A 22,830-nucleotide genomic window follows, 5' to 3' on the forward strand; every position below is an offset into this window, starting at 1 on the left:
ACCTGTCGTTCTCTGAACGATTCAACCCTTCAAGGTTAACCTCCCGGCGCAAGCCGGGAGGTTTTTTTGTGTTGAGTGAATTCTACTGAGCAGCCTCATATGCAAATCCGGGCTTGGCGGAGTTAAGAATCCTTCAAGTCCATTCCTGCCTTGAGCACAGCCCCCTTTCACCTGAGGGCATGATAGCCGCATGCAACTTCCAGCCTCACGCCATCTGGCGTCTCCTCAGGCTCATTTCAGGCAGGAAAAAAAATTGCTCCGAACAATGGCACCATGGATAGATGGTCAGCCTCTAGGGGCTCCGACAGCTCAGACCTTCATGCCGCCGCCTCTTTGAGCACGCAATGTCCTGATGTTCATGACGCGCAACTTCAGCGAGCGAAGGGGCCTCGCTTCACTGCTCTTCTTCTTACAGCCCAGCAAGGCACGATTTTTTTTGGAGATCCAGCAAGAATCCAACCGTACCGCTTGCACATATCAGTAGAAAATTTTGGATTGCTATTGTCCCGCTCCGTCTTCACGACCTCTCTGCGCACCTTTTTCAAGCAGGCCTCACGGTGCCAAGCATGCAGAATATTTGGTTTTCAGCCGACGCACTCGGCTCCCATGAATAGGCCTTTAGCTGATACTTCCTTAAGAGTCGTTATAGCGACGATGGTTTATTCATGAAAATAAACAAAAAGTGATCACCGCGATAACATGGCACGGCACCTGCTCTCTCATGTTACCGCTGCTTGCCTTCCCGGCCGGTCAGCGCCTCAACACCAACAATAACTAAACTCGACCAACACATGAAGCCCAAAAGCATGACATCATTCATTGCCAAGTCGGTGACCGTTCTTGCTGCCTGTGCAGCGCTGAACGCATCTGCCGGCACATCCGCCCCCGTTAAAAACCCCGTCCCTGTGGAAGAAAAATCAGGAGCTCTGTTCGAATCGATCGGAGCCACCTTCGACGCCGGCTACGACAGCCGCTACTACTTCCGCGGTCTTTGGTTCGCTGATAACATCATGTGGACGGCGCTGAACATCAGCGTGCCGATCACTGACAAGCTGACCTGGGGCATCGGTGGCGCCTACATCAACACCGCTGGCACTCCTTTTCTGGGTTCCAAAAGTGGCTTCGCCTATTCGGAAGTCGATGCGATCACCAATCTGAGCTTCGACGCAGGATGGGCGAAGTTCGGAATGCAGTATCAGTACTACTTCTATCCAGATAACTACGGTGGCAGCTTTGGTGGCGTCCCTATTGCAGGTGCCGACCCAGAATTCGCACTCAAAGGTGCGGGTGAACTGGGCTGGACGGTTGCAGTGCCAATCAAGGGCTTCAACATCTATGCAGGCTACTACTATGACCTCCGAATCAATGGTTCCTACATCTCCCTCGGTGCGGACTACACCTTCGCAGTCACTGATTGGCTGAGCATTGTGCCTTCCGTCAACACCGGTTTCGGCATCGACTACTACACCGGCAATGGTTCAGGTTCGGTTCCTGGCAGCACCTTTACTGGCAACAAAGGTCAGAGCATGAACTCTGGTCCGACTTCTGGCTTCACCCACGTTCTCTACACCCTCGCCGTCCCAGTCAAGCTGACCAAGTCGGTGACCTGGACGAGCTACGTGGCATTGAACCATGGCGAAAAGCTTCGCACGCAGCTCAACACCACCCAGAACGAATTGTACTGGGGCACCAAGCTGAGCTTCGCGTTCTAATTCGTCGGGGCTCGAAGCCCTGAACACACTTGTCTGATATTAGGTTGGGGCTCCCGGTCAGTTCGTTCACTGACCGGGAGCTTTTTTTTTGGCGCGGAACGTCTTCCTGCCTAGCATCCGTGCTGCATGACTGAACATCCGCTCAACTGGAACTCGAACAACCTCACCCATGGCTGGCAGCGCGGCGTCAACGCCTTCTTCTGGGGCCTGGGTTTTAAGCCTGCAGATTTCGACAAGGCCCAGATCGGCATCGGCACACCGCTGCTCGATGGCAACATCTGCAACGTCCACGCGCACGAGCTGGCCCAGCTCATCGCCCAGGGCTGCAAAGAAGCAGGCCTCATCGGCTTCCCCTTCGGCGTCTCGCCGGTAAGTGACAACATCACGCAGGGAAATGTGGGTGGTGCAGCCTCCCTCTGCTCACGCAATCTCATGGCCAACGGCGCCGAGATGATCTGCACCTCGCACTGCTACGATGCGCTGATCGGCCTGCATCACTGCGACAAAAACGGCCCGGCCTTTGCCATGGCTCTGGCACGTACCAACTACCCCGGCCTCATTGTCAATGGCGGCAGCATCATGCCCGGCTGCCACAAAGGTCACTCCACCTCCATCCTCGATGTCTATGATGCCGCTGCGAAGGAAAAGCAGGGGACGATGAGCTACGAGGAGTCCGAGCAGATCATCCGTACCGCCTGTCCTGGTGCCGGTGGCTGCGGCATCGCCGCCTCCTTCAACACCTGGGGCATCGCCCTCGAAGCCATGGGCCTCAGCCTGCCGGATACCTCCTCCATGCCTGCCATCGAAGCCGGCAAACGTGAGGAATGCCTGCGCGTCGGCAAAGCCGTGCGCCGCCTGCTGGAGTTGAATCTGCGCCCGCGCGACATCATCACCAAGGCCTCCATCACCAACGCCATGACGGCCATCTGCGCCATCGGCGGCTCCACCAATGGCGTGCTGCACATCCTCGCCGTGGCACGTGAAGCAGGCGTTGATTTCACTCTGCGTGACGTGCAGGCCATTGGCCGCCGCACGCCCGTCCTGTGCAATTTCGCGCCTCGCGGCCGGGGCACCATGGTGGATCTTCATCGCCTTGGCGGCACCACCATGCTGCTCAAGCACCTCATGAAAACTGGGCTGCTGGATGGCTCCTGCATCACCGTCACCGGTCAGACGCTGGCGGAGAATCTAGCCAATGCCGCCGAAGTTCCCTTCCCTAACGAACTCATCGCGCCCATCGACGCGCCGTTCAAAGAATTCGCCGACATCCAAATCTGCTTTGGCAACCTCGCCCCGGACGGCATCGTCTTCAAAGTTTCCTCGCTGGACGAGCCCCGCTTCCGTGGCAAAGCCATCTGCTTCACGGATTCCAAAGGCGTCTCCGATGCCGCAGCCGCCGGCCGTATCCAGCCCGGCCACATCGTCGTCATTCGTGGCTGTGGACCCGTGGCCCTCGGCATGCCGGAAATGCACGTGGCCAGCGCCGCCCTCGCAGTGCCAGAGCTCTATGGCAAAGTCGCACTGCTTTCAGACACCCGTGTCTCCGGCGTCTCCGGGGGGGCCGTGGGCGTGCATTGCAGCCCGGAAGCAGCCGTGGGCGGTCCGATTTCCGTGGTGGAAGATGGCGATGAAATCGAATTCGACCTGCTCGCAGGCACCATTCACGTCAATGCCGACCTGGATGCTCGTCCCCGTGTAGCTTTCCCCGTCAGCCATCCCTTCGGCTATCTCGCGGATTTCGCCGCCACGGTGACCCAGGCCCACCAAGGCTGCGTGCCCCGCTGGGTGGCTGACCGAAAGTAGCCTTGTTGCAGTGCAACAAGGCCCCTGTTCCGCTGGAACAGGGCTACTTGGCCATTTTCGCCGCCAGCAGCACAGCCTCCACCAGGCTGCGCCCGTTGGCTTTGCCCTGCCAGGCGATGTCGCACGCCGTGCCATGATCCACGCTCGTGCGCGGCACCGGCAGCCCAAGCGTCGTGTTCACTGCCGTGTCAAACGCCAGCGCCTTCAGGGGAATGAGCGCCTGATCGTGATACAGGCAGATGTAGGCATCCACCGCCCGGCGCTTCGGCGCAATGAATGCGGTGTCTGGTGGCAGCGGTCCTTCGATCGTGTGGCCTTTCGCGCGGGCCGCTTCAATGGCAGGCACGATGATCAATTCCTCTTCACCACGGCCAAACAGTCCATGCTCGCCCGCGTGAGGATTTAGCCCGCAAACCGCGATGCGCGGCTTCTTTCCGCGCACACGCTGCACTGCCTCGGCAGTAAGCTCAATGACATCCAGAATGCGCTGGGTCGTCAGCGCAGGCACCACGTCCTGGTAACCAATGTGCACCGTCACCAGACTGCAGATCATTTCCTCGGAGAAAAAGGTCATGCAGGAGCGCTCTGCCTGCATCTTCTCCGCGAACATCTCCGTGTGCCCCGGATACTTGATGCCAGCGGCATGCAGCGCCTCTTTGTTGAGCGGTGCCGTGGCCACCGCAGCGACTTGTTTTGCCAGAGCGGCCTCGATGCTCTTCTCCACGTAGCGGTAACCCGCCGCACCCGTCTTGGCACTCACCGTGCCCGGAGTGAAATCCTCCGCATCAAAACCAAAAAGATCCAGCACAGCCGGCTCGTCGATGCTCCCGCACTTCTCCGCCCATCCGATCTCGCTAATGATACGCTTCGGTGCTGGGAGTCCGGTCTGCCGCGCACAGCGAGCTAACAGCCGTGCATCCCCAAAAACCACCGGCGTAGCCAGCTCACACACCTCCGTGTTCGCGAGCAGTTGCAGACAAATTTCGGGACCAACCCCCGCAGGGTCGCCCATGGTGATGGCAATGAGTGGTTTCGGCATGAACCGTCACTCTGACTCAACGCAGCACCTTGTCGAGAAACTTGGCAACGATGGCCGTGCGTTCCTCATCATAAAACTCTGCGCCACCATGCAGGCTGCCCGGCAGCAGGATCAAAGTCACCGGCAGCCCCAAGGACTCATAGGCTTTGGCCAGTTCCTGCGACTGCTGCGGCGGCATCTGCGGATCCGCATCACCATGAATCAGCAGCAGCGGCGGATCATTCTTGTCCAGATGCGTCACCGGACTCGCCAGCTTTGCCAGTTCGGGCTTTTTGTCAGGTGTATCCCCCAGCAGCAGCTTCAGCGCAGGAATGCGGAAATCACGGCCCTTCGGAGTGCTCTGGGAAAGAATGGTCTCCAGATTCGACGCGCCGAAAAAACTCACGATGACCTGCACATCGCTGCTTTGATCCAGATGCTCACCGACTTTGCCTTCGAGCTCTGGGTTCCCATTGCTCACGCCGACCAGCGCCGCCAGATGCCCGCCCGCCGAGGAGCCGATGATGGCGATCTTGCTGGCATTGATATGATACAACCCCGCCTTGGTCCGCAGAAAACGAATCGCCGCCTTGATGTCATGCACCTGCGCTGGAAACAGCGCCTGCGTGGACAGCCGGTAATCCACGCTCGCGATGGCAAAACCCTTGTCGTACAAGTCGGCGATCGGCACGTCCTCTTTGGAACCCGCCCGCCACCCACCACCATGCACATAAACGATCAGCGGCGGATTCTCCCCCTGCGGACGATGCAGATCCAGCTTCAGCGAAGTCTCCCCCACCTTGGCATATTCAATGTCCGTCTGCGTGTCCGCCAGTGCCGCAGAGGAAAGTAAAACAAGGCAGCAAATGAACTTCATCATGCTTCGATCATCATCTGCTCAGCCGGGACTTCCAGCGTGATTTTTGTGCCATAACCAAGTCCTTCCGTCCACGGCAACAGCAGTTCAAGTACGTCCGGCTTTTGAAAATGCACGGGCTTCGTGTCGGGATGCGGGAAGTAGATCCATCCTTCAACGGGCTCAGCCCCATCGCGATGCGCCGTGACATCAAAGAACGAAAAATCCTCGGCCGGATCTTCGGGATGCCACTTCAGCGCACGAAACGTATGCCGGGGCTGCACCACACGATAACTCAGCGGCGCGATGCTCACATTCAGCGTGCCGGGATAAAACGAGCTCAGATCCAGCCCCAACTCTGCAAAGAACGGCAGCTGCATTCGCAACGTGCCGCCGGGAAAACGCGGATTGCCATTCAAGCCTGAGGCCACTCGATGGCCTTGAACGATGGTGGCGGGGATCATGCCAAAATCTGTTTGATCACATGACACGGCTCCACACCCGTCAGCTTGAAGTCGAGCCCGGCTTTGCTGAAGGTGAGGCGTTCATGGTCAATGCCCAGGCAGTGAAGAATCGTCGCCTGCAAGTCGGCCACGTGGGTTTCGTCCTCGATGATGTTGAAGCCCATCTCATCCGTCGCGCCAAGGGTGACGCCGCCTTTGATCCCCCCACCGGCCATCCACATGGTGAATGCCTGCGGATGATGATCACGCCCCAGGCTGCGTCCCAACGAAACACTTGCCTCCACCATTGGCGTGCGTCCAAACTCACCACCCCAAACGACCAGCGTGCTGTCGAGCAGCCCGCGCTGTTTGAGGTCCTTGATCAGCGCGGCACTGGCCTGATCCGTGATGCCGCAGTTCTTCTTCACATTTCCCGCCACATCGCTGTGCGCGTCCCAGCCTTCATTGTAGATGTTGATGAAACGCACACCGCGCTCGACCATCCGCCGTGCCAGCAGGCAGGCACGGGCGAAGGACGGCACCTTCGGATCACAGCCGTACATTTTAAGCGTGGCCTCGTCCTCCTTGGTGAGGTCCATCAGCTCCGGCGCGGAACTTTGCAGGCGGTAGGCCATCTCGTAGTTCGCGATGCGCGTGCCCGTCTCGCTGTCGCCATCCAGCTTGAGGCGGCGTTGATTCATCGCGTTGATGAGTTCAATCGTGTCACGCTGCGTGCCAGCCTCGATGCCCTGCGGCGTGCTCACGTTCAAGATGGGATCGCCCGTATTGCGGAAGCGCGTGCCGGAATACACGCTGGGCAGAAAGCCGCTGCTCCAGCAGGCGGCACCACCACTGATGCCGCTGCCCGTGCTCATCACCACAAACGACGGCAGATCCCGCGTCTCGGCCCCCAGGCCATACGTGATCCAAGATCCCATGCTGGGCCGCCCCGGCTGTGAGAAGCCCGTGTTCATATAAATCTGCGCCGGCGCATGGTTGAACTGCGTGGTGCGGCAGGACTTCACGATGGCGATGTCGTCCACCACCGAAGCCAGGTGTGGCAGCATTTCAGAAAGCTCCGCACCGCACTGACCGTGCTTCGCAAACTTGTAGCGTGGCCCCAGCACCGCCGCGTCCGGCCTGATGAAGGCATAGCGCTGCCCGCCAATGATCGAAGGCGGCAGCGGTTTGCCTTCGTACTTCGTCAGCATGGGTTTGTTGTCGAACAGCTCCAACTGCGACGGCGCACCCGCCATGAACATGTGAATCACCGCCTTGGCCTTCGGCGGGAAATGAGTTGGTGCGGTGACATTCGGACTCTGCGCCGCGCCATAAGCCGATTCCGCCAGCAGCGATGCCAGCGCGATTTTGCCGGTGCCGACAGCACAGTCTTGGAAGAAGTGACGGCGGGTGATGTTGGAAGTGTTCATGGATGCGTGATGGCTTCGTCAAGATTCAGTGCGGCGCGACTCACATCGGCCCACAGGGCCTCGCCTTCGATTTTCCGTTCGCGCTGCTTTTGCAGGAAGGCTTTGAGCAGCGCCAGTTCATCCGGCGCAGCAGGCCGTGTGGCGACTCGGCGGAAGATGTTTTGCAGACGCTCCTCATCGCTCTGCGATTCCGCCATCACCTGCTTGGCCATCGCCTGCGCTGCCTCAACAAACATCTGGTCGTTGAGCAGCGTGAGGGCCTGCAGCGGACTGTTCGAAACTTCGCGTTTGGCCAGACAAGATTCACCGGTGGGAGCATCAAAGGTGGTGGCCATCGCAAACGGTGCGGTTCGCTTGGTGAAAGTGTAGAGGCTGCGGCGGTAGTGGTCCTCTCCCTCGCTGGTCTTCCACTCCACTTTGCCGTAGGTGCCTTCGGAAGTGACACTCGCAGGCTGCGGCGGATAGACACCCGGACCGCCCATCTTCGGCGATAAAACGCCCGCAGCCTTCAACGCTGAATCACGAATCACCTCCGCATCCAGCCGGAACCTCGCACCGCGCGCCACCATGATGTTCTCCGGATCTTTTTGCGCATGCTCAGGGGTGATGCGGCTGCTCTGCTTGTAGGTCGCACTCGTCACAATGAGCCGATGCAGCTTCTTCATCGACCAGCCCTGCTTCACCAATTCCACAGCAAGCCAGTCGAGCAGCTCCGGGTGCGAAGGCGGATCACTCTGATAACCGAAGTCTTCCAGCGACTTCACGATGCCACGGCCAAAGAACGCCTGCCACTGGCGGTTCACCGTCACGCGCGCCGTGAGCGGATTTTCGGGGGCAAACAGCCACTTCGCAAACGAGAGCCGGTTCGCAGGAGCATCCTTGGGCAGCGCAGGAAGGAACGCTGGAACACCGGGCGACACCTCTTCCTTCGGCTGCAGGTACTCACCACGATGGTAGCGGTGCGTGATGCGCGGATTGCTCGCGGGACGTTCATCCATCACCAGCGTGGGCTGGCCACGCGGTGGACTCTTCCGAGCGGCGAGCAAAGGTGCAGCGGCCTGCTTCATTTCATCCGCTGTCTCAAGAAAGCTCCGCAGCAGAATATCATGTTTTGATTTGTCTCCGGTGGCCAGTGCGTCCTCGACTTCCGCCGGCAGCCCTGTTGCTTCAGCATGATCACTGGTCGTCACGGAAATGCGGAAGTGGCCAAGCGGACAGGCAAAATGCTTTTCAAACAGCATCTTCAAATCCAAGCCGTTCGTGAGATCCACCGGCTGCTCAAAATGAAACACCGCCGCATGCTGCACGCCGTAACCACCCAGCACCTGCCAGCCGCTGGACATCTCACCATCCAGCGTGGCTCCGGCGTTATTTTTCTTTTTCGCGGCGGCTTTCGCCTTGGCTTTGGGATTGCTGGCGGCGGCATCATTGATGCGGTCGTCCTCGTCCTCATTGGTGTCCTCAGCCCGCGCAATCTTGACGCGCTGACCGTTTTGCAAAGCCTGAAATTCACTCATGAAGAAACCACCGAGCGGCCCTTCGTAGTTGGTGAGTCCGGGGCCGTCATTTGGGAGGCTGGAGTGTGAAGTCACCTCAATGCGCAGCGCACGCACTCCCTTGATCGGTGCCTTGAAGCTCAGATCATAGACATCACTCTTCGAGATATCACCGCTGCCGAGGATGAAGCCATCCGCCTGCTGCTCCAGATGCGGCATCGTCGTGGCCATTTTCGTTGGGCGAATCACTTCCCACTTGGATGCCCTGTGCGATTCACCCTCAATCCACCCTGCGAAACGACTTTCCATGGCCGCTTTGCCGCCGGGAAACTTCGCAGGCAGATCAGCCTCAAGTTTGGCGATCTTCGCAGCCTGCGCTTTTTTCTGGGCTTCCACTTCCGGCGTCGGAATAAAATAGGTTGGCTCGCTGGCATTGTTCAGCAGCGCCAGCGTGCGGTAAAAGTCCGTGTGCAGGATCGGATCGTACTTGTGCGTGTGGCACTGGCAGCAGTTCATCGTCAGGCCCATCCATGCCGTGCCGGTGACGCTTACGCGGTCCACCATCGCATAAAAACGGTACTCATTCGGATCAATGCCACCCTCCTCATTCAGCATCGTATTGCGGTGAAACCCCGTGGCAATGAGGTCGTCCGGCGTCGCGTTCGGCAGCATGTCACCGGCAAGTTGTTTGATGCTGAACTGATCAAACGGCATGTCAGCATTCAGCGCCTTCACCACCCAGTCGCGATACGGCCAGATCTGGCGCGGGCGGTCTTTCTCAAAGCCGTTCGTGTCTGCATATCGCGCAAGGTCCAGCCAGCGCCGTGCCCAGCGCTCGCCATACTGCTTGGAGGCCAGCAGGTGGTCCACCAGCTTGTCATAAGCATCAGGCGTCTTGTCATTCACAAACGCGTCCGCCTCCGCAGGTGTCGGCGGCAGGCCGGTGAGATCCAGATAAACGCGGCGCACGAGCGTGTAGCTGTCCGCCTCCGGTGAAGGCTTCAACCCCTCCTTCTTCAGCCGGTCTTGAATGAAGGCATCAATCGGATGGACGCCAGCCAGAGGCAGCGCTGCCTGCTTCGGCGGCACATACGCCCAATGCGCCTCATACGGCGCTCCCTCCGTGATCCACTGCCTCAAGATGTTCTTGGCGCTCTCCGGCAACACCGTCTTCGTGTGCGGGGGCGGCATGACTTCATCCTCATCCGTCGAGAAGACGCGCTTGATCACTTCACTCGAGTCCGGCTTCCCCGGCACGACGGCCAGCTCACCCGACTTGCCTTTGCCAATGGCCGAATCCCGCAAATCCAGCCGCAGCTTGCCTTTGCGTCCCTGGTCATCCATGCCGTGGCATTTGAAACAATGCTGCGCCAGCACTGGACGCACATCACGATTGAAATCGACGGCGAATCCAGCGGCTGGCAGGGCAAGGCAGAAAAGGAGGGCGTGGCGTGTCATTGCGTTGGGTTGAGAACGCCATGAGAAGGCGATTTCTGACCACAAGACACGCCCCAAGCAGGATCAGCCAAGAGAAAAGCAAGCCAGGTCAATACCCGCCTGCCCCAATCTTGCCGCCCGCACTGTCGAACGTGCCTGCCGTTTCCCGTTTGCGGTGCTCATCCATCATGGCCGCCGTCGCCGTAGCTCCGCAGCGTGACCCGCCAAGATCGCGCACTTTGATCAGGCCGTCCAGATCACGCACCCCACCCGCCGCCTTTACCTGCACCTTCGGACTGCAACTGGCGCGCATGAGCGCCAGATCATGCTCCGTGGCCCCTTTATAATTGTAGCTGCCGTCGGCCTGCTTCACGAAGCCGTAGCCCGTGCTCGTCTTCACCCAGTCCGCTCCAGCACGTTCGCAGATCTCGCAGAGCTTGCGCTTGAAGTCGTCGCTGCTCAGACCCGCGCCGCCATTGGTCAGATAATCGTTTTCAAAAATGACCTTCACCTTCGCTCCATGCTTGTGCGCTTCATCGCACACGGCTTTCACATCCGCCTCGACGTAGCCCCAGTCACCGCCCAGCGCCTTGCCAACATTGACCACCATGTCGATCTCGTTCGCTCCGTCTTTGCAGGCCAGTTCCGTCTCATAGCGCTTCGATTCCGTGGCGCTGTTCCCATGGGGAAAACCAATCACACAACCCACCAGCACGCCGGATCCCCGCAGCCATTCCACGGCTTGCTTCACCGCATAGGGCTTGATGCACACCGACGCCACCTGGTACTGCGCCGCCAGCTTGCACCCGGCTTCGAGATCCGCATCCGTCATCGTGGGATGCAGCAGGCTGTGGTCGATCATCTTGGCAAGGTCAGAATAGCTGTATTTCATAAAGTGCGCTTGGCTAAGCCAATTTTTAAATTGGCTTAGCCACTTGTCAAAGCCCGATTTTTCCGCAAAATCAACCCGTGGTCAAAACAGCCTCTTTCCACAAACAACTGATCGAAAAACTGCGGAAGCTCCTCCGCAGCCGACAGTTCGTGCCCGGCTCGAAGTTTCTAACCGAGCGCGAGATCGCCGAGCGCTTCGACACCAGCCGCCCCACGGCCAACAAAGCGCTCAGCAGTCTCGTCTCGACCGGCCTCCTTGAGTTCCGCCAGGGGGCAGGAACCTTCGTGCGCGGAAGCGTGCTGGACTACGATCTGCAGCATCTCGTCAGCTTCACTGAAAAAGCCAAAGCCGCCGGGAAAAAGCCCGGCACCCAGCTCATCGCCCTGCAAAAACTCTCTGCCGCCGATGCGCCCGCAGCCGTGGCGCAAGCCCTGCATGCTTCACCCGATGAACCACTGCTCTATCTTGAGCGTCTTCGCCTCGCCGACGGACAACCCGTCATCTATGAGCGCAGGCACGTCATGGCACGCTTTTGCACCGGCATGACCAAGACCGATGCCAAAGGCTCGCTCTACGGCTACTGGACGACCAAGTGCCGGCTGACCATCTCCGGTGCAGACGAATCCATCCGCGCCGTGAACGCCTCATCCGCCCAGGCCGCAGCGCTCGGCATTCCGCCAAACACCGCCTGCCTCCTGGTCGTCGCCACCGGCTTTCTCGAAGGCGGCGCCCCCCTCTGGTATGAAGAGACACTTTACCGCAGCGATGCGTACGAATTCCGCAATCAACTCGGCGGCGTTTCAGGCCCCAAACCCGCGCAGGGCCGCATGCGCTGATGCCCCTTACTCAAGCCGGAATTCAGGACTCGACACCGTCAGCGTGGAACCGTTTTCCTCCTGCGTGTGCACGGTGATGACATCCAGTGTCTTCACGTCACCTTCGATGGAGACTTCCCCGCTGTAAGTATCTGCACCGGTTTTTTCCAGCGGCGCTGAAGACCACGCATCGAACTCCATGGCGATGGAGTAATCAGGATGGCGGTTCACAGACCACCAGACGGTGTTTTCCTGCGGCTCGCTATGATCGGGAAAAACAACCTTCACCTTAAGACGCTTCGCGGCCTTGTCCCACTTCGTGGTGACCTGCGGCGGCGCCACCATGTGACGTGTCCCAAAGAAGTGATGAAGCGCAAAGGCACGGAGATTTTCATCCACTTCCGGCAGACCACCGACGGACTTCACAAAACCCGCCTCTTTAGCTCCGCCATGCTGTCCGCCAGGAACAATGTACACAGGCACTTGCGGGAAGAGGCGGCCCATCTCGACAAGACCGGGACTTACATTGTCATTGGAGCCCTGGTTGTAGAAAATTTCGGTGCCACGCTGTTTCAGCACATCGAGGTAGTTCGTCGTGCGGCAGGCCTCCCACGCGGCATTGCATGCCGTTTTCATCTCGGCATCACTCCACCCAGCATCACGCGCCATTTTCACCGTGATGCGTTCGTCCGAACGCGCCTTCTGCCGCACCAGCAACTTTTCACGGCCCACGGGGTCAGTCATCGCAGCGATGAAGTCCTCGTTCATCTTCGTGATCTCCGGAGAGAGCATTCCTTCAACATAAGGTCCGCCCGGGCTTTCGATCACTGGTGCCACGACAGGCATGATGGCCGTGACACGATCATCCGCGATCCCCGCCGCTGCGGTGGCCACCCCACGCTTCGAGCCCCCGGTGGCCAGCACCTTCTTCGGCTGAAACACTTCCTTTTCCGCGATGGCGGCCGTGAGCGCGCGCATGTCGCTGATGCCCCAGATCCACGCCGGTGTGTAGCGCGTGTCCTTCGTCTGGATGAAATGCTCCTCCATCATCAGGTGAAGCTTTCCCACCGGCTCCATCGCATCGATCGGCACCATGCCGATGAAAACCAGTCCCACGCCCTGCTCTTTCAGCAGGCGCAGCTTCGCACCAGAAGCAGCCGCAGGCTTCAGCTGCAGCCCCGTGTTCTCGATCAGCACGTTGGTACAAACACCCGTCGCGGGCGCGAGGAAAGTCACTGGCAGCCGTACCTTCATCCCGGGCCACCATTCGCACACGGTGATCTCGACAATCTTCTGGCGAATCGCGGCGTCTTTGGGATTCGCATGCCAGTCTTCTATGACCTTGGTTTCCAGCGTCTTGGTGTCGCGGATGGATGCCATGTCAAACTTCCCGATCGTGATGTCAGCACGGACAGAAACAACGGAAAACAAAAAGGCGGAAAGCAGCGCGGCGAATTTCATGCCTCACTCAACGCATCTCGGCGCGCACTTCTGCCATACTTGATGTGCAAAGGAGCCCTGAAAATAAAAACAGCCTTGCGGACGAAATCCGCAAGGCTGTGTGAAGCATTTGGCTTGATCAATCAGGCCATCGCCGCAGCGACGTTGCCCACGAGATCTTTGCCAGGCGTGAGCGTCTTGGAACCCGGAGTCCACTTGGCAGGGCAGGCTTCGCTCGGGTTCGCCATCAGATGCACATTGGCCTCCATTTTGCGGACGAGTTCGCCTGCATCACGGCCCACGTTGTAGAAGTTCACCTCGGAGGTCACCAGCTTGCCCTCAGGATTGATGATGAAGGTGCCGCGCAGCGCCAGACCGGTGCCGCTGTCATACACGCCGAAGAGACGGCTCACGGCACCGGTGGTGTCAGCGGCCAGCGTGTACTTCACGTTCTTCATCAGGCCTTCGGTATTGCGCCAGACCATGTGGGCAAACTTCGTGTCCGTAGACACCGCGACCACATGCGCGCCAAGCGCGGCGAGTTTGTCCTGCTGATCCGCGAGATCCGCCAGTTCGGTGGGGCAGACGAAGGTGAAGTCAGCCGGGTAGAACACCAGGACAGTCCATTTGCCAGCTTTCTTGATGTCAGCGAGCGAGACCTTGCCAAAGTCACCAAGAGAAGGCTCGTAGGTTTCCATTTCGAAATCGGGAACGTTGGATCCGACAGAGACGAGAGTTGTTTCCATGAGTATGCGAGTTTTAGGGGTAAAGGCGCTTCAAAAAAATGCCCGGGAGCCCGACTGTTGACGCGCAATCGTTCGCCGGTCAAACGCTAAGGCGGAAGAAGGCGATAGAAGCCTCACCGGTGAACAATGACCGTTGCAGTTCCATGCAATCTGAGTGGAGTTTTACCGTTAAGAAAAGATGCCTACTTCTCCCCGCCGCCATTTCCTCAAGACCGCCGCCCTCAGCGCACTCGCCGGTCCCAACATTCTGCGTGCCGCTGACTCGAAGCAGAAAATCCGTGTCGCCTGCGTCGGCGTCGGCCAGATGGGTGGCGGTGCCGTTCAGGCCTCACGCGACGAAGAGATCGTGGCCTTCTGCGATGTGGACTGGCGCGATCTCGGCGGCCGCAGCGCCTTTGAACAAGCCAAGAAGTACCCAAACGTCCCCAAGTTCACGGACTTCCGCGAGATGCTGGACAAAAAAGGCGGCGAGATCGATGCCGTCCTCATCTCCACCCCGGACCACACCCATTTCGCCGCCGCGATGGCCGCCATGGAGGCCAAGAAGCACGTCTTTGTGCAGAAGCCGCTGGCGCACAACATCTGGCAGGTGCGCACCCTGCAAAAGGCCGCGAAAAAATACGGCGTGCAGACCGTCATGGGGAATCAAGGCCACTGCTGGGAAGGCATCCGCCTGGTGAAGGAATGGTTCGAAGCAGGCGTGCTCGGTGAGGTGCGCGAAGTCCACTGCTGGACCGAGCGCCCTGTGAGCAAGGTCGGCTTTTTGCCGAAGTTCCCAACGCAGATCCCCGCTGGCGAACCCGTGCCGAAAGAGGTGGACTGGAAGCTGTGGCAGGGACCGGTGGCCGATGCTGAATACAACTCGCAATACCTGCCTCAATTCTGGCGCGGCTGGTGGAACTACGGCTGCGGCGGCCTCGGCGATATCGGCTGCCATTGCCTCGATGCACCCTTCTGGACACTGCAGCTCGGCATGCCCGAAAAAGTCGAAGTCGTCGAGCAGCAGGCCGGCGAATTCAAAGGCTACACGGCGCCGAAGTCACACATCATCTTCCACTTCGCCGCGCGCGGTTCACTCCCACCCGTCCAGATTCATTGGTATGAAGGCGGCCTTCTTCCTGAAGCCCTGCCAGGCATGGCGAAAGGCCTGCCGGACAACGGCATGATCATGAAAGGCAGCAAGGAAACGCTCTTCTCTGAAGGCATGCGAGTGCAAAGCCCGCAGCTCTGGCCCCGTGAGCGCATGACGCCCATCATCGACATCCTGCGCCGCAAGCCGCTCCCACGCTCCGTCGCTGGTGAGCCCATCGGCGAGCTCTTCGCCGCCATTCGCGGCACCATCCCGCATGCAGGTTCCCACTTCGACTACGCCTGCCCGCTGACCGAGCTTGTGAACACTGGCGTCATGGCCATCCGCTCTGGCAAAACCATCGAATGGGACGCTGCAAACATGAAGGTCAAAGGTGCGCCTGAATTCGATGCCTGGATCAAGGAGCCCGTCCGCGAAGGCTGGAGCTATGGTGAAGACCTGTGGAAAGCTTAAAGAGCAAAGACCCATGCACCGACTTGCCCTCTTTCTGCTGCTCGCCTTCACAACGCACGCCCAGGAAATCCGCCGCACGCCACTCACACTCAAAGATGGCGGCACTCCCGAAAAGCCCGCTGTCTTTGATGGCAAGGGCATGATCATTGATCTCGGAATCGATGTAACCTCACACGATTGGGAAAAGCAGGGTGATGTGTGGACCTCACGCGGCCCCTTCGACAAACATCCCGCAGTGGATGATGTCCAGCGCGCCGCGCTCTTCATCGAGGAAGTGCCCATGTGCATCACGCGTGACCGCGCCGCCGAGCAAAAGAGCGGAGAAAAAGGCAAGGTCATCTTCATGGCGCCGGAAGCGCTGCAACCCGGCCAGATGGCATTCAAACCCGACGGCTCCCTCTATTTTCGCTGGCCTGCTGACAAGCCCCCCCGGCTCAGCCAAAATCTACCTCCCAGCCGCTGGACTCGCGAGCTGTGTGAACATCGCCTGCTCCTACCTCACGGTGAAAAACATCACCGCACTGCATGCCGCAAACGACGGCTTCAACATCCACGGCAACCGCCTCGGCATCCGCTTGGAAAACGTGAAAGCCTTTTCCAATGGCGACGAAGGCATCAGCGCCCATGAAACCGTGCAGATGGACGTCGTGAATTCTGAGATCGCCTGGAACGGTTCCTCCGCCGGTGGCGTCGCCGATGTGAATGACTGCACCACGACCTACACCCACTGCGAAGTCCATCACAACCTCGGCGCAGGGTTCTTCTTCGAGGGGAAATCCCACCGCGTCACCCATTGCCTCATCCATCATCAGACGAAGGACATTGAATGGCGCGAAGACACCAAGGTGGAGCAATCAGACAACGAGTGGCACAAGCCGTGAGCCAGCACCATCAAAGCCTCAGCTTCTTCACCAGCGTCGCTTCCTTCTCAGCATCACTCATCGGCTTCCAGTCGACTTTGCACTTCGGCAGCGCAGCCTTGATCGCCTCCACATCGGCGGCCGCGATGTCCACGGTCTCGATCTTCAGTTTCGCCAGCTTCGGCAGCGCCTGAAGCTGCGGAATAATCTTCGCACTCAATCGCGCCTCGGTGAGTTCCAGCGACTCCAGCGTCTTAATCTGCGCAATCATTGCCATCGTCGATTCATCAAAACTCACCGGCGAATCCTTGCCCCACTCCGGCAGCCGCTGCCCCATGCGCAGCGCAGTCAGATTCGTCAGCTTCACCAGATTCGCATTCCCTGCCTGCGTCTGCGCCGTGTGCCAGGTACGGAACTCCTTGATCTGCGTAAGCTGGCCAATGGCCTCCATCGCCACATCACCCGCCGTCGATCCCGCAAACGTCAGCCTCTCCAGCTTCGGCAATGCCTTGAGACTCACGAGCCCGCTGCCCGTGAAATCCTTCGACCGAAAAGCCGGATGGAAAAACGCGAGTGACTTGAGCTTCTGAAACGCCGCAAAGTGCTTGTAACCCGCGTCAGTCAGCAAAATGCCATCCGTGCTGAGCTGCTCCAGTTCCACCAGTCCCGTCAGCAGCGCCAGCGTGTCATCCGTTATCGTCTTCCCGCTGATCGTGAGATTTTTGATCGTCGTAAAACTCCCCAGCGTGCGGAAATCCGCCTCGGTGAAGGCTTCACACTTCGCCTGCACCTGCGTGACGACACCCGCCGTCTCTGTGACCTTTGCCCCCAGCTTTTGAAGTGACGCGACATCAGCGGCCCGCAGGCAGCCACACAGTGCAGACAGCAATACAACAAAGAGTTTCATGAGAAGCACGAAACGTCAGAGATCATGAGTTTCTGGCCCGCAATTCACCCGATGCTGATCGGTCCTTCATGCACCCCCGCCTTCAGCTTCACTGCGGCATGCGTGTGATTGTGAATCACAGCATCCCCTTTGAAGACAACGCCCTCACCGCATTCCACCGGTCCGTGCACCAGCAGGCTGCGGCAGTGCAGCAGGCTCGGCGTATGCGGGAAGTTTTTCTCCAATCCGTCCACCAGCTTGCACAGCTTTTGGTCCAGATGCAGGTGCGGCGGCTGGCCATTGCGGCTGGGGTGCAGCCGCAGGCAGAAGTCCTCCGTGAGTTCATACGCATCCGAGCGCACCGCCAGCAGATCACTCGTGGTCTTCACCGGCGCAAACCGCACTCGTGAAACCTCAATCGCACCCGCTCCGGCAAAGCACTCGATAGCCGCCCCCATCGCCGTCTCCAGCTGCACCACCGCAGGCGAAGTCGCATCGCGGGGGTCCACCGTCTTCTTGTTCATGATCGGCGGCAGCGGGATCAGCCCGTCATTCGCCTGCAGCGCAGACTTCAGCGCCTGAAGATCAATCCACAGGTTGTTCGTGTTGAAATAACGATGCTGGTCAATGTTTTGAAAGTGCCCCTCGTCTTTCTTCGGACACTGCGCCGACTCGCGCAGCAGGAAACGCCCGTCGCTCAAGCGCACCGCCAGATGTCCACCCTTCTTGTCCGATTCCGTACGGCGCGTCACTTCCATCGCAAACGGCATGCCGCTCTCCACAAACCAAGCGAGGATCGCCGGGTCCAGCGTCGCCCCCAGGTTGTCCGAGTTCGACACAAAAGCATACCTCACACCATTGCTGAGCAGGCGCTCCAGCCAGCCCGATCCGGCAAGGCATGCATAGATGTCCCCATGCCCCGGCGGGCACCATTCCTGATCCGGACTGCCGGGCGAGGTCGCAGGCTCCAGCGAGCTCGCCAGCACCTTCGGCACCTTGTTCTGCATCAGCTCCCACGTTTCGGTCCCGCCCAGTTGTGGGAAGCGTTTCGCCAGATGCCCGGCCGTATCTGCCGACGTGCTAAAGCTGTTCATCAGCATGAACATCGGCACCTCGCCCCCCGTCTGGGAGCGCAGCAGCAAAATCTGCCGCGCGATCAAATCGAGAAACGTGTCCTCCCCACGCACCGGCAGCAGCGACTTCGCCTTCTCCAGCCCCATGCCCGTGCCGAGCCCCCCGTTCAGCTTGATGATCACCGTCTGCTTGAGCAATGCCGCCGCACGCTCCGCCGCCGGAGCCGTCAGCGCATCCGCACAGGGCAGATCCCGCGCAAGTGAAATCGTGTCCTCAGGAATCATCCCCGTCTCCCCCGCCAGCAGCGCCGCATAGCTGCCGCGAAACGCACGAATGGCAGACTCACTCAGCCCTTCGGCCTCCATTTTCTGACGAAAAGGGGCAAAGGACGCTTCAATGTTCTCAGGAGTACGGGAGGTTTGGCTCATGCTGCCTCAAGGCTAAAGTTAACCATCAGCCGAGGCAAACAATCATTCATAAGACATCACGCATTCGATGTTGTTACAACACCGGCACCGATGGCAGCCGCACGCTCAAGATATAAGCAATGATGTCCCACCGCTGCGCCTCAGTCAGCGTCGCCTCAAAGCTCACCATCGGTGTCCCGTTCAATCCCGTGGCCAGCACACGAAACAGATCTGCCGGGGTATCACCGCATCTTAAATGCGGCTGCCGCAGGTCGGCCGGAGCCGCTTGGATGCCCCAGATGTCCTTCAAAGCGATGGCCGCAGGCCCCTTGCCATCCGCCTTCTCGCCATGGCAGGCCATGCAGTTCGCCGCAAAGAGCTTCTTCCCCGCCTCCTCATGCGTCTTGATCACATCCCCAGCCTTGAACCACTCCGGCTGCGCCGGAAACTTCATCGCAGGCGCATGGTTCTCCGCCTTCTTCCACCGGCGTGAAAACGACTTCAGGTAAACGATCACCGCATCCAGGTCCTCCGCCGGCAGATAGGTAAACGCCCCCATGGCCGTCCCGCTCAGCCCATGCGTGATGGTCCGGCGCAGATCCTCGTCCGTCGGCAGCATGCCATAAGGTGTGGACCGAAATTTAAACATCCCCTCCCGAAACGACCTCGGTTTCGGTTTCAGCGTTGGGCTCAGCTCCCCGTTCCCATCCCCCCTCTGCCCATGGCACACGATGCAGTTGCGCTCATACACATACTTCCCTTCCATGTAGAGGTTGAAGTCCAGCGGCGCGGCTTGGTCTGCCGCATTCAGCGCGGCAGCCAGGGCCAGAAAAACAAAGGTGCATCGGCAATACAAGTTCACCCCTTTCTTATCGCGCTTTGAACGCCAGAAACCACGCCGTAATTGCCAAAGCCTGCGCCAGAACTGCCGCAAAGCTGCTTGCGTGCGGGGAGGCGTCTGCCATTTTGCTCATTCCCAATCCATCCCCTGACCATGCCCAAGAAAGCCTCCGCCGCCAAGACCGACCTCCACCGCAAACACAGCGCCATCGTTGTCGATGGGGTGGACCGCGCCGCCAGCCGCGCCATGCTGCACGCCGTCGGCTTCAAGCGCGAAGACTTCAAAAAATCCCAGATCGGCATCGCCTCCCTGTGGAGCATGGTCACTCCGTGCAACATGCACATCGACCGCTTGGCCAGAGAGTCCGCCAAAGGCGTGGATGCAGCCGGTGGCAAGAGCATCATCTTCAACACCATCACCATCTCGGATGGCATCTCCATGGGCACCGAAGGGATGAAATACTCCCTCGTCTCCCGTGAAGTCATCGCCGACTCTATCGAAACCGTCGTCGGCTGCGAAGGCATGGACGGCTTCGTCGCCATTGGCGGTTGCGACAAAAACATGCCCGGCTGCCTCATGGCCATGGCACGCCTGAACCGCCCCAGCGTCTTCGTTTACGGCGGCACCATCCTCCCCGGCTGTGTCGGCCCTGAAAAGAAGGACGCCGATATCGTCACCGTTTTCGAAGCCGTCGGCAAGCACGCCAACTGCCTCATCAATGACAAGGAACTGGTGGACATCGAAGAACACGCCATCCCCGGTGAAGGCAGCTGCGGCGGCATGTACACCGCCAACACCATGGCCAGCGCCATCGAGGCCCTCGGCATGAGCCTTCCGAACTCCGGCGCTCAGTCCGCCGTCGGCAATGAAAAGCTCATCGACTGCTTCGACGCCGGCGCCGCCGTGATGAACATGATCAAGAAGGGCATCACTCCCCGCGACATCATGACGAAGGAGGCCTTCGAAAACGCCATCACCCTCATCATCACCCTCGGCGGCTCTACCAATGCCGTCCTCCACCTCATCGCCATGGCCCACAGCGCTGGCGTGAAGCTGGGCATCGAAGACTTCGTCCGCCTCGGCAAAAAGACCCCCGTGCTCGCGGATCTCAAGCCCAGCGGCAAATACTTCATGAACGACCTCGTCAAGATCGGCGGCACCGTCCCGCTCATCCGCATCCTGGTCAACGAAGGCCTCATGCACGGCGACTGCCTCACCGTCACCGGCAAGACCATGAAGGAGAACATGAAGAACTCCAAAATCTTCTGGCCCAAGGATCAGAAGATCGTCAGCCCGCTGAGCAATCCCCTCAAGAAGGACAGCCACCTCGTCATCTTCAAAGGCAACCTCTGCCCCGAAGGCGCCGTCGGCAAAATCTCCGGCAAGGAAGGCCTCAAGTTCGAAGGCAAGGCCATCGTGTTCGAATCCGAAGAGACCGCTCTGCAGGCCATCCTCAATGACAAGGTCAAGAAAGGCCACGTCATCGTCGTCCGCATGGAAGGCCCGAAAGGCGGCCCCGGCATGCGCGAGATGCTCTCTCCGACCTCCGCCATCATGGGCAAGGGCCTCGGCAAAGACGTCGCCTTCATCACAGACGGCCGCTTCAGCGGCGGCAGCCACGGCTTCGTCGTCGGCCACGTCACCCCCGAAGCTTTCGTCGGCGGCCCGATCGCCGTCATCAAGAATGGCGACCCCATCACCATCGACGCCGAAAAACGCGCCATCACCCTCGGCATTCCCGCCACGGAGCTGAAGGCACGCCTCGCCAAATGGACGCAGCCTAAGCCCCGCTACACCCACGGCGTCCTCGCCAAGTACGCCAAGCTCACCAGCAACGCCAGCCAGGGCGCGGTGACGGATCTGGGGCTCTAATAGATTAGCGTCCGTTGTAGAAGGGGATCATCTTGATCCCCTTTGGGGACTGGTGGAACCCGGAGGAATCAAATCGATCCCTCTCCACCCAGCAACATTCGCTTCCTCAATCCGGCACGATGATCTGATCATCAGGCTGGAGCTTGGTATTGCGGGAAGGATCTCTGCCGAGGTCCTTGTCGTTGAACTCAGTGGTGACGCCATTGCGGATCAACTTGACCGGTCCGTTGCCTCGGAAAGAAAAGCGTCCAGTCAGAGCGATGGCCTTCAGTAGAGTTATGCTGGGATCATAAGGCAGCGGGAAATTTTTCCAGCCAGGATGCGTGACATAGATTACCCCGGCGGAAGCATCCCAAACGGTCACCGCCGGACGCATGTAGACTTCATGCTTGATATACGCCTCTTCAATGACGCGTTGCAATTCGGAAGGCTTGAAGCCCGCCGCCTTTACCTCGCCGACATTCATCAAGCTGATGGTCCCACCATCACTAATGTCGTACACCTTGCTGATCTGCGAAGCTTCCTCGGCCGGAATACCTCGAATGGAGAGCACGATGCGTTCACCCGCTTTCAATGCCACCCCGGCATTCTGTGCCTCCGCCATCGAGTCAACGCACAGTGCCAGTGCAACGATGGATAGCAGAAATCGTGCATTCATCACGGCCGATGTTTTCAGCCTCAATCCGGCACGATGATCTGATCATCAGGCTGAAGCTTGATGTCGCGGGAAGGATCGTTGCTGATGTCCTTGAGGTTGATCTCGGTGGTCACTCCGTTGCGGATCAGTTTCGTCTTGCTGGGCTTGGCAAAGGGTGAAAAGCCACCCGCTGCGGAGATGGCTTTCAAAATGGTCATGCTGGAATTGTACGGCACCGTTCCGTTGCCCTTGATGCCGCCGACGACGTAGATCATCTGGGCGGTGGTGGCGCTGTCATTGGTGGTCACCGTCACCGTCGGCCGGGTGTAAATCTCACGCGCAATGTAGGTCTGCTCGATCATGCGTTGCAGAGTGGAGGGCTTGAGGCCGGCGGCGCGCACCTCTCCAATGTGGAGAAGATTGATCGTACCGTTGTCGCTGATCGTGTACACCTTGCTGATCTGCGGCACTTCATTGTCAGGGATGCCCCCGATGGAGATCGTGACGCGGTTGTTCGGGTGCAGGGCGATTTCACCGTTCTGGGCCTGCGCTGTGACCAGGGCGCAGACAGCGAAGAGGCAGGAGAGAATGCGTGTTTTCATGCAGTGCGTGTTGAAGTGAA

Annotated in this window: 19 protein-coding genes; 6 read left to right on the plus strand and 13 right to left on the minus strand. The window is 59.3% G+C overall.

What is annotated here, in order from left to right; translation table 11 throughout:
• The first annotated feature begins 806 nt into the window (after positions 1–806).
• Positions 807–1,712, plus strand: a complete 906-nt coding sequence (locus tag AC24GY_RS28510) for a hypothetical protein (protein ID WP_487690038.1) — start codon at positions 807–809, stop codon at positions 1,710–1,712.
• 126 nt (positions 1,713–1,838) lie between these two features.
• On the plus strand, positions 1,839–3,515 hold the full coding sequence (gene ilvD / locus AC24GY_RS28515; RefSeq protein WP_422318330.1) for a dihydroxy-acid dehydratase: 1,677 nt from the start codon (positions 1,839–1,841) through the stop codon (positions 3,513–3,515).
• 43 nt (positions 3,516–3,558) lie between these two features.
• Here the strand turns inward: ilvD (AC24GY_RS28515) and pdxA are convergent, their stop codons facing one another.
• The 6 genes from pdxA to deoC form a co-directional block, all read right to left on the minus strand.
• Positions 3,559–4,554: a 4-hydroxythreonine-4-phosphate dehydrogenase PdxA gene (gene pdxA, locus AC24GY_RS28520; protein ID WP_487690042.1), complete on the minus strand. Its 996-nt coding sequence runs from the start codon at positions 4,552–4,554 to the stop codon at positions 3,559–3,561.
• A gap of 16 nt (positions 4,555–4,570) precedes the next feature.
• A complete protein-coding gene (locus tag AC24GY_RS28525) occupies positions 4,571–5,413 on the minus strand; it encodes an alpha/beta fold hydrolase (protein WP_487690045.1) in 843 nt (280 codons plus the stop codon).
• Entirely contained in the window at positions 5,410–5,853 is a 444-nt protein-coding gene (locus AC24GY_RS28530) for a hypothetical protein (protein WP_487690048.1), read from the minus strand. The genes AC24GY_RS28525 and AC24GY_RS28530 overlap by 4 nt, the downstream gene beginning before the upstream one ends.
• Positions 5,850–7,262 (minus strand): DUF1501 domain-containing protein, encoded by a 1,413-nt coding sequence (locus AC24GY_RS28535; protein WP_422318322.1) that lies wholly within the window; start codon positions 7,260–7,262, stop codon positions 5,850–5,852. Before AC24GY_RS28535 ends, AC24GY_RS28530 begins: the two co-directional genes overlap by 4 nt.
• Positions 7,259–10,216 carry a PSD1 and planctomycete cytochrome C domain-containing protein gene (locus AC24GY_RS28540; RefSeq protein WP_487690050.1) on the minus strand — a complete coding sequence of 986 codons (2,958 nt, stop codon included), beginning with the start codon at positions 10,214–10,216 and terminating at the stop codon, positions 7,259–7,261. Before AC24GY_RS28540 ends, AC24GY_RS28535 begins: the two co-directional genes overlap by 4 nt.
• An 88-nt stretch (positions 10,217–10,304) precedes the next feature.
• Positions 10,305–11,087, minus strand: a complete 783-nt coding sequence (gene deoC, locus AC24GY_RS28545; RefSeq protein WP_487690052.1) for a deoxyribose-phosphate aldolase — start codon at positions 11,085–11,087, stop codon at positions 10,305–10,307.
• A 77-nt stretch (positions 11,088–11,164) separates the two neighbouring features.
• Between deoC and AC24GY_RS28550 the strand changes: the two genes are divergently transcribed.
• Positions 11,165–11,923, plus strand: a complete 759-nt coding sequence (locus AC24GY_RS28550; protein ID WP_487690055.1) for a GntR family transcriptional regulator — start codon at positions 11,165–11,167, stop codon at positions 11,921–11,923.
• A gap of 6 nt (positions 11,924–11,929) precedes the next feature.
• Here AC24GY_RS28550 and AC24GY_RS28555 read toward each other — a convergent pair whose 3' ends face one another.
• Together AC24GY_RS28555 and AC24GY_RS28560 are read right to left on the minus strand one after the other, a co-directional pair.
• Positions 11,930–13,363 carry a PhoPQ-activated protein PqaA family protein gene (locus tag AC24GY_RS28555; protein WP_487690057.1) on the minus strand — a complete coding sequence of 478 codons (1,434 nt, stop codon included), beginning with the start codon at positions 13,361–13,363 and terminating at the stop codon, positions 11,930–11,932.
• 122 nt (positions 13,364–13,485) lie between these two features.
• Positions 13,486–14,088: a peroxiredoxin gene (locus AC24GY_RS28560; RefSeq protein ID WP_487690060.1), complete on the minus strand. Its 603-nt coding sequence runs from the start codon at positions 14,086–14,088 to the stop codon at positions 13,486–13,488.
• 178 nt (positions 14,089–14,266) lie between these two features.
• Between AC24GY_RS28560 and AC24GY_RS28565 the strand changes: the two genes are divergently transcribed.
• Positions 14,267–15,631 carry a Gfo/Idh/MocA family oxidoreductase gene (locus AC24GY_RS28565; protein ID WP_487690063.1) on the plus strand — a complete coding sequence of 455 codons (1,365 nt, stop codon included), beginning with the start codon at positions 14,267–14,269 and terminating at the stop codon, positions 15,629–15,631.
• 476 nt (positions 15,632–16,107) lie between these two features.
• Positions 16,108–16,512 (plus strand): right-handed parallel beta-helix repeat-containing protein, encoded by a 405-nt coding sequence (locus AC24GY_RS28570; RefSeq protein WP_487690065.1) that lies wholly within the window; start codon positions 16,108–16,110, stop codon positions 16,510–16,512.
• 10 nt (positions 16,513–16,522) lie between these two features.
• Here AC24GY_RS28570 and AC24GY_RS28575 read toward each other — a convergent pair whose 3' ends face one another.
• The 3 genes from AC24GY_RS28575 to AC24GY_RS28585 form a co-directional block, all read right to left on the minus strand.
• Positions 16,523–17,398 (minus strand): leucine-rich repeat domain-containing protein, encoded by an 876-nt coding sequence (locus AC24GY_RS28575; protein WP_487690067.1) that lies wholly within the window; start codon positions 17,396–17,398, stop codon positions 16,523–16,525.
• 44 nt (positions 17,399–17,442) lie between these two features.
• Positions 17,443–18,879, minus strand: a complete 1,437-nt coding sequence (locus AC24GY_RS28580) for a UTP--glucose-1-phosphate uridylyltransferase (RefSeq protein WP_487690070.1) — start codon at positions 18,877–18,879, stop codon at positions 17,443–17,445.
• A 73-nt stretch (positions 18,880–18,952) separates the two neighbouring features.
• The gene (locus tag AC24GY_RS28585) at positions 18,953–19,714 is read right to left on the minus strand and encodes a c-type cytochrome (RefSeq protein WP_487690073.1); all 762 of its coding nucleotides are present in this window, start codon (positions 19,712–19,714) and stop codon (positions 18,953–18,955) included.
• A gap of 138 nt (positions 19,715–19,852) precedes the next feature.
• Here AC24GY_RS28585 and ilvD (AC24GY_RS28590) point away from each other — a divergent pair, with 138 nt between their 5' ends.
• Positions 19,853–21,571 (plus strand): dihydroxy-acid dehydratase, encoded by a 1,719-nt coding sequence (ilvD, locus tag AC24GY_RS28590; RefSeq protein ID WP_487690076.1) that lies wholly within the window; start codon positions 19,853–19,855, stop codon positions 21,569–21,571.
• Between the two features lie 106 nt (positions 21,572–21,677).
• On the opposite strand, the gene AC24GY_RS28595 is transcribed toward ilvD (AC24GY_RS28590), so the two are convergent.
• Together AC24GY_RS28595 and AC24GY_RS28600 are read right to left on the minus strand one after the other, a co-directional pair.
• Entirely contained in the window at positions 21,678–22,229 is a 552-nt protein-coding gene (locus AC24GY_RS28595) for a polysaccharide biosynthesis/export family protein (protein WP_487690079.1), read from the minus strand.
• 20 nt (positions 22,230–22,249) lie between these two features.
• On the minus strand, positions 22,250–22,810 hold the full coding sequence (locus tag AC24GY_RS28600) for a polysaccharide biosynthesis/export family protein (RefSeq protein ID WP_487690081.1): 561 nt from the start codon (positions 22,808–22,810) through the stop codon (positions 22,250–22,252).
• Positions 22,811–22,830: the final 20 nt, after the last annotated feature.

The organism is Prosthecobacter sp. Pr1 (genome assembly GCF_057652315.1).

What these genes read in the sequence shown, in the direction of transcription:
- AC24GY_RS28595 (WP_487690079.1), bottom strand. Translation starts at nt 22,229, where the DNA reads ATGAATGCACGATTTCTGCTATCCATCGTTGCACTGGCACTGTGCGTT.
- AC24GY_RS28555 (WP_487690057.1), bottom strand. Translation starts at nt 13,363, where the DNA reads ATGAAATTCGCCGCGCTGCTTTCCGCCTTTTTGTTTTCCGTTGTTTCT.
- AC24GY_RS28525 (WP_487690045.1), bottom strand. Translation starts at nt 5,413, where the DNA reads ATGATGAAGTTCATTTGCTGCCTTGTTTTACTTTCCTCTGCGGCACTG.
- AC24GY_RS28530 (WP_487690048.1), bottom strand. Translation starts at nt 5,853, where the DNA reads ATGATCCCCGCCACCATCGTTCAAGGCCATCGAGTGGCCTCAGGCTTG.
- AC24GY_RS28540 (WP_487690050.1), bottom strand. Translation starts at nt 10,216, where the DNA reads ATGACACGCCACGCCCTCCTTTTCTGCCTTGCCCTGCCAGCCGCTGGA.
- AC24GY_RS28575 (WP_487690067.1), bottom strand. Translation starts at nt 17,398, where the DNA reads ATGAAACTCTTTGTTGTATTGCTGTCTGCACTGTGTGGCTGCCTGCGG.
- AC24GY_RS28560 (WP_487690060.1), bottom strand. Translation starts at nt 14,088, where the DNA reads ATGGAAACAACTCTCGTCTCTGTCGGATCCAACGTTCCCGATTTCGAA.
- ilvD (WP_422318330.1), top strand. Translation starts at nt 1,839, where the DNA reads ATGACTGAACATCCGCTCAACTGGAACTCGAACAACCTCACCCATGGC.
- AC24GY_RS28535 (WP_422318322.1), bottom strand. Translation starts at nt 7,262, where the DNA reads ATGAACACTTCCAACATCACCCGCCGTCACTTCTTCCAAGACTGTGCT.
- deoC (WP_487690052.1), bottom strand. Translation starts at nt 11,087, where the DNA reads ATGAAATACAGCTATTCTGACCTTGCCAAGATGATCGACCACAGCCTG.
- AC24GY_RS28580 (WP_487690070.1), bottom strand. Translation starts at nt 18,879, where the DNA reads ATGAGCCAAACCTCCCGTACTCCTGAGAACATTGAAGCGTCCTTTGCC.
- AC24GY_RS28565 (WP_487690063.1), top strand. Translation starts at nt 14,267, where the DNA reads ATGCCTACTTCTCCCCGCCGCCATTTCCTCAAGACCGCCGCCCTCAGC.
- ilvD (WP_487690076.1), top strand. Translation starts at nt 19,853, where the DNA reads ATGCCCAAGAAAGCCTCCGCCGCCAAGACCGACCTCCACCGCAAACAC.
- AC24GY_RS28510 (WP_487690038.1), top strand. Translation starts at nt 807, where the DNA reads ATGACATCATTCATTGCCAAGTCGGTGACCGTTCTTGCTGCCTGTGCA.
- AC24GY_RS28600 (WP_487690081.1), bottom strand. Translation starts at nt 22,810, where the DNA reads ATGAAAACACGCATTCTCTCCTGCCTCTTCGCTGTCTGCGCCCTGGTC.
- pdxA (WP_487690042.1), bottom strand. Translation starts at nt 4,554, where the DNA reads ATGCCGAAACCACTCATTGCCATCACCATGGGCGACCCTGCGGGGGTT.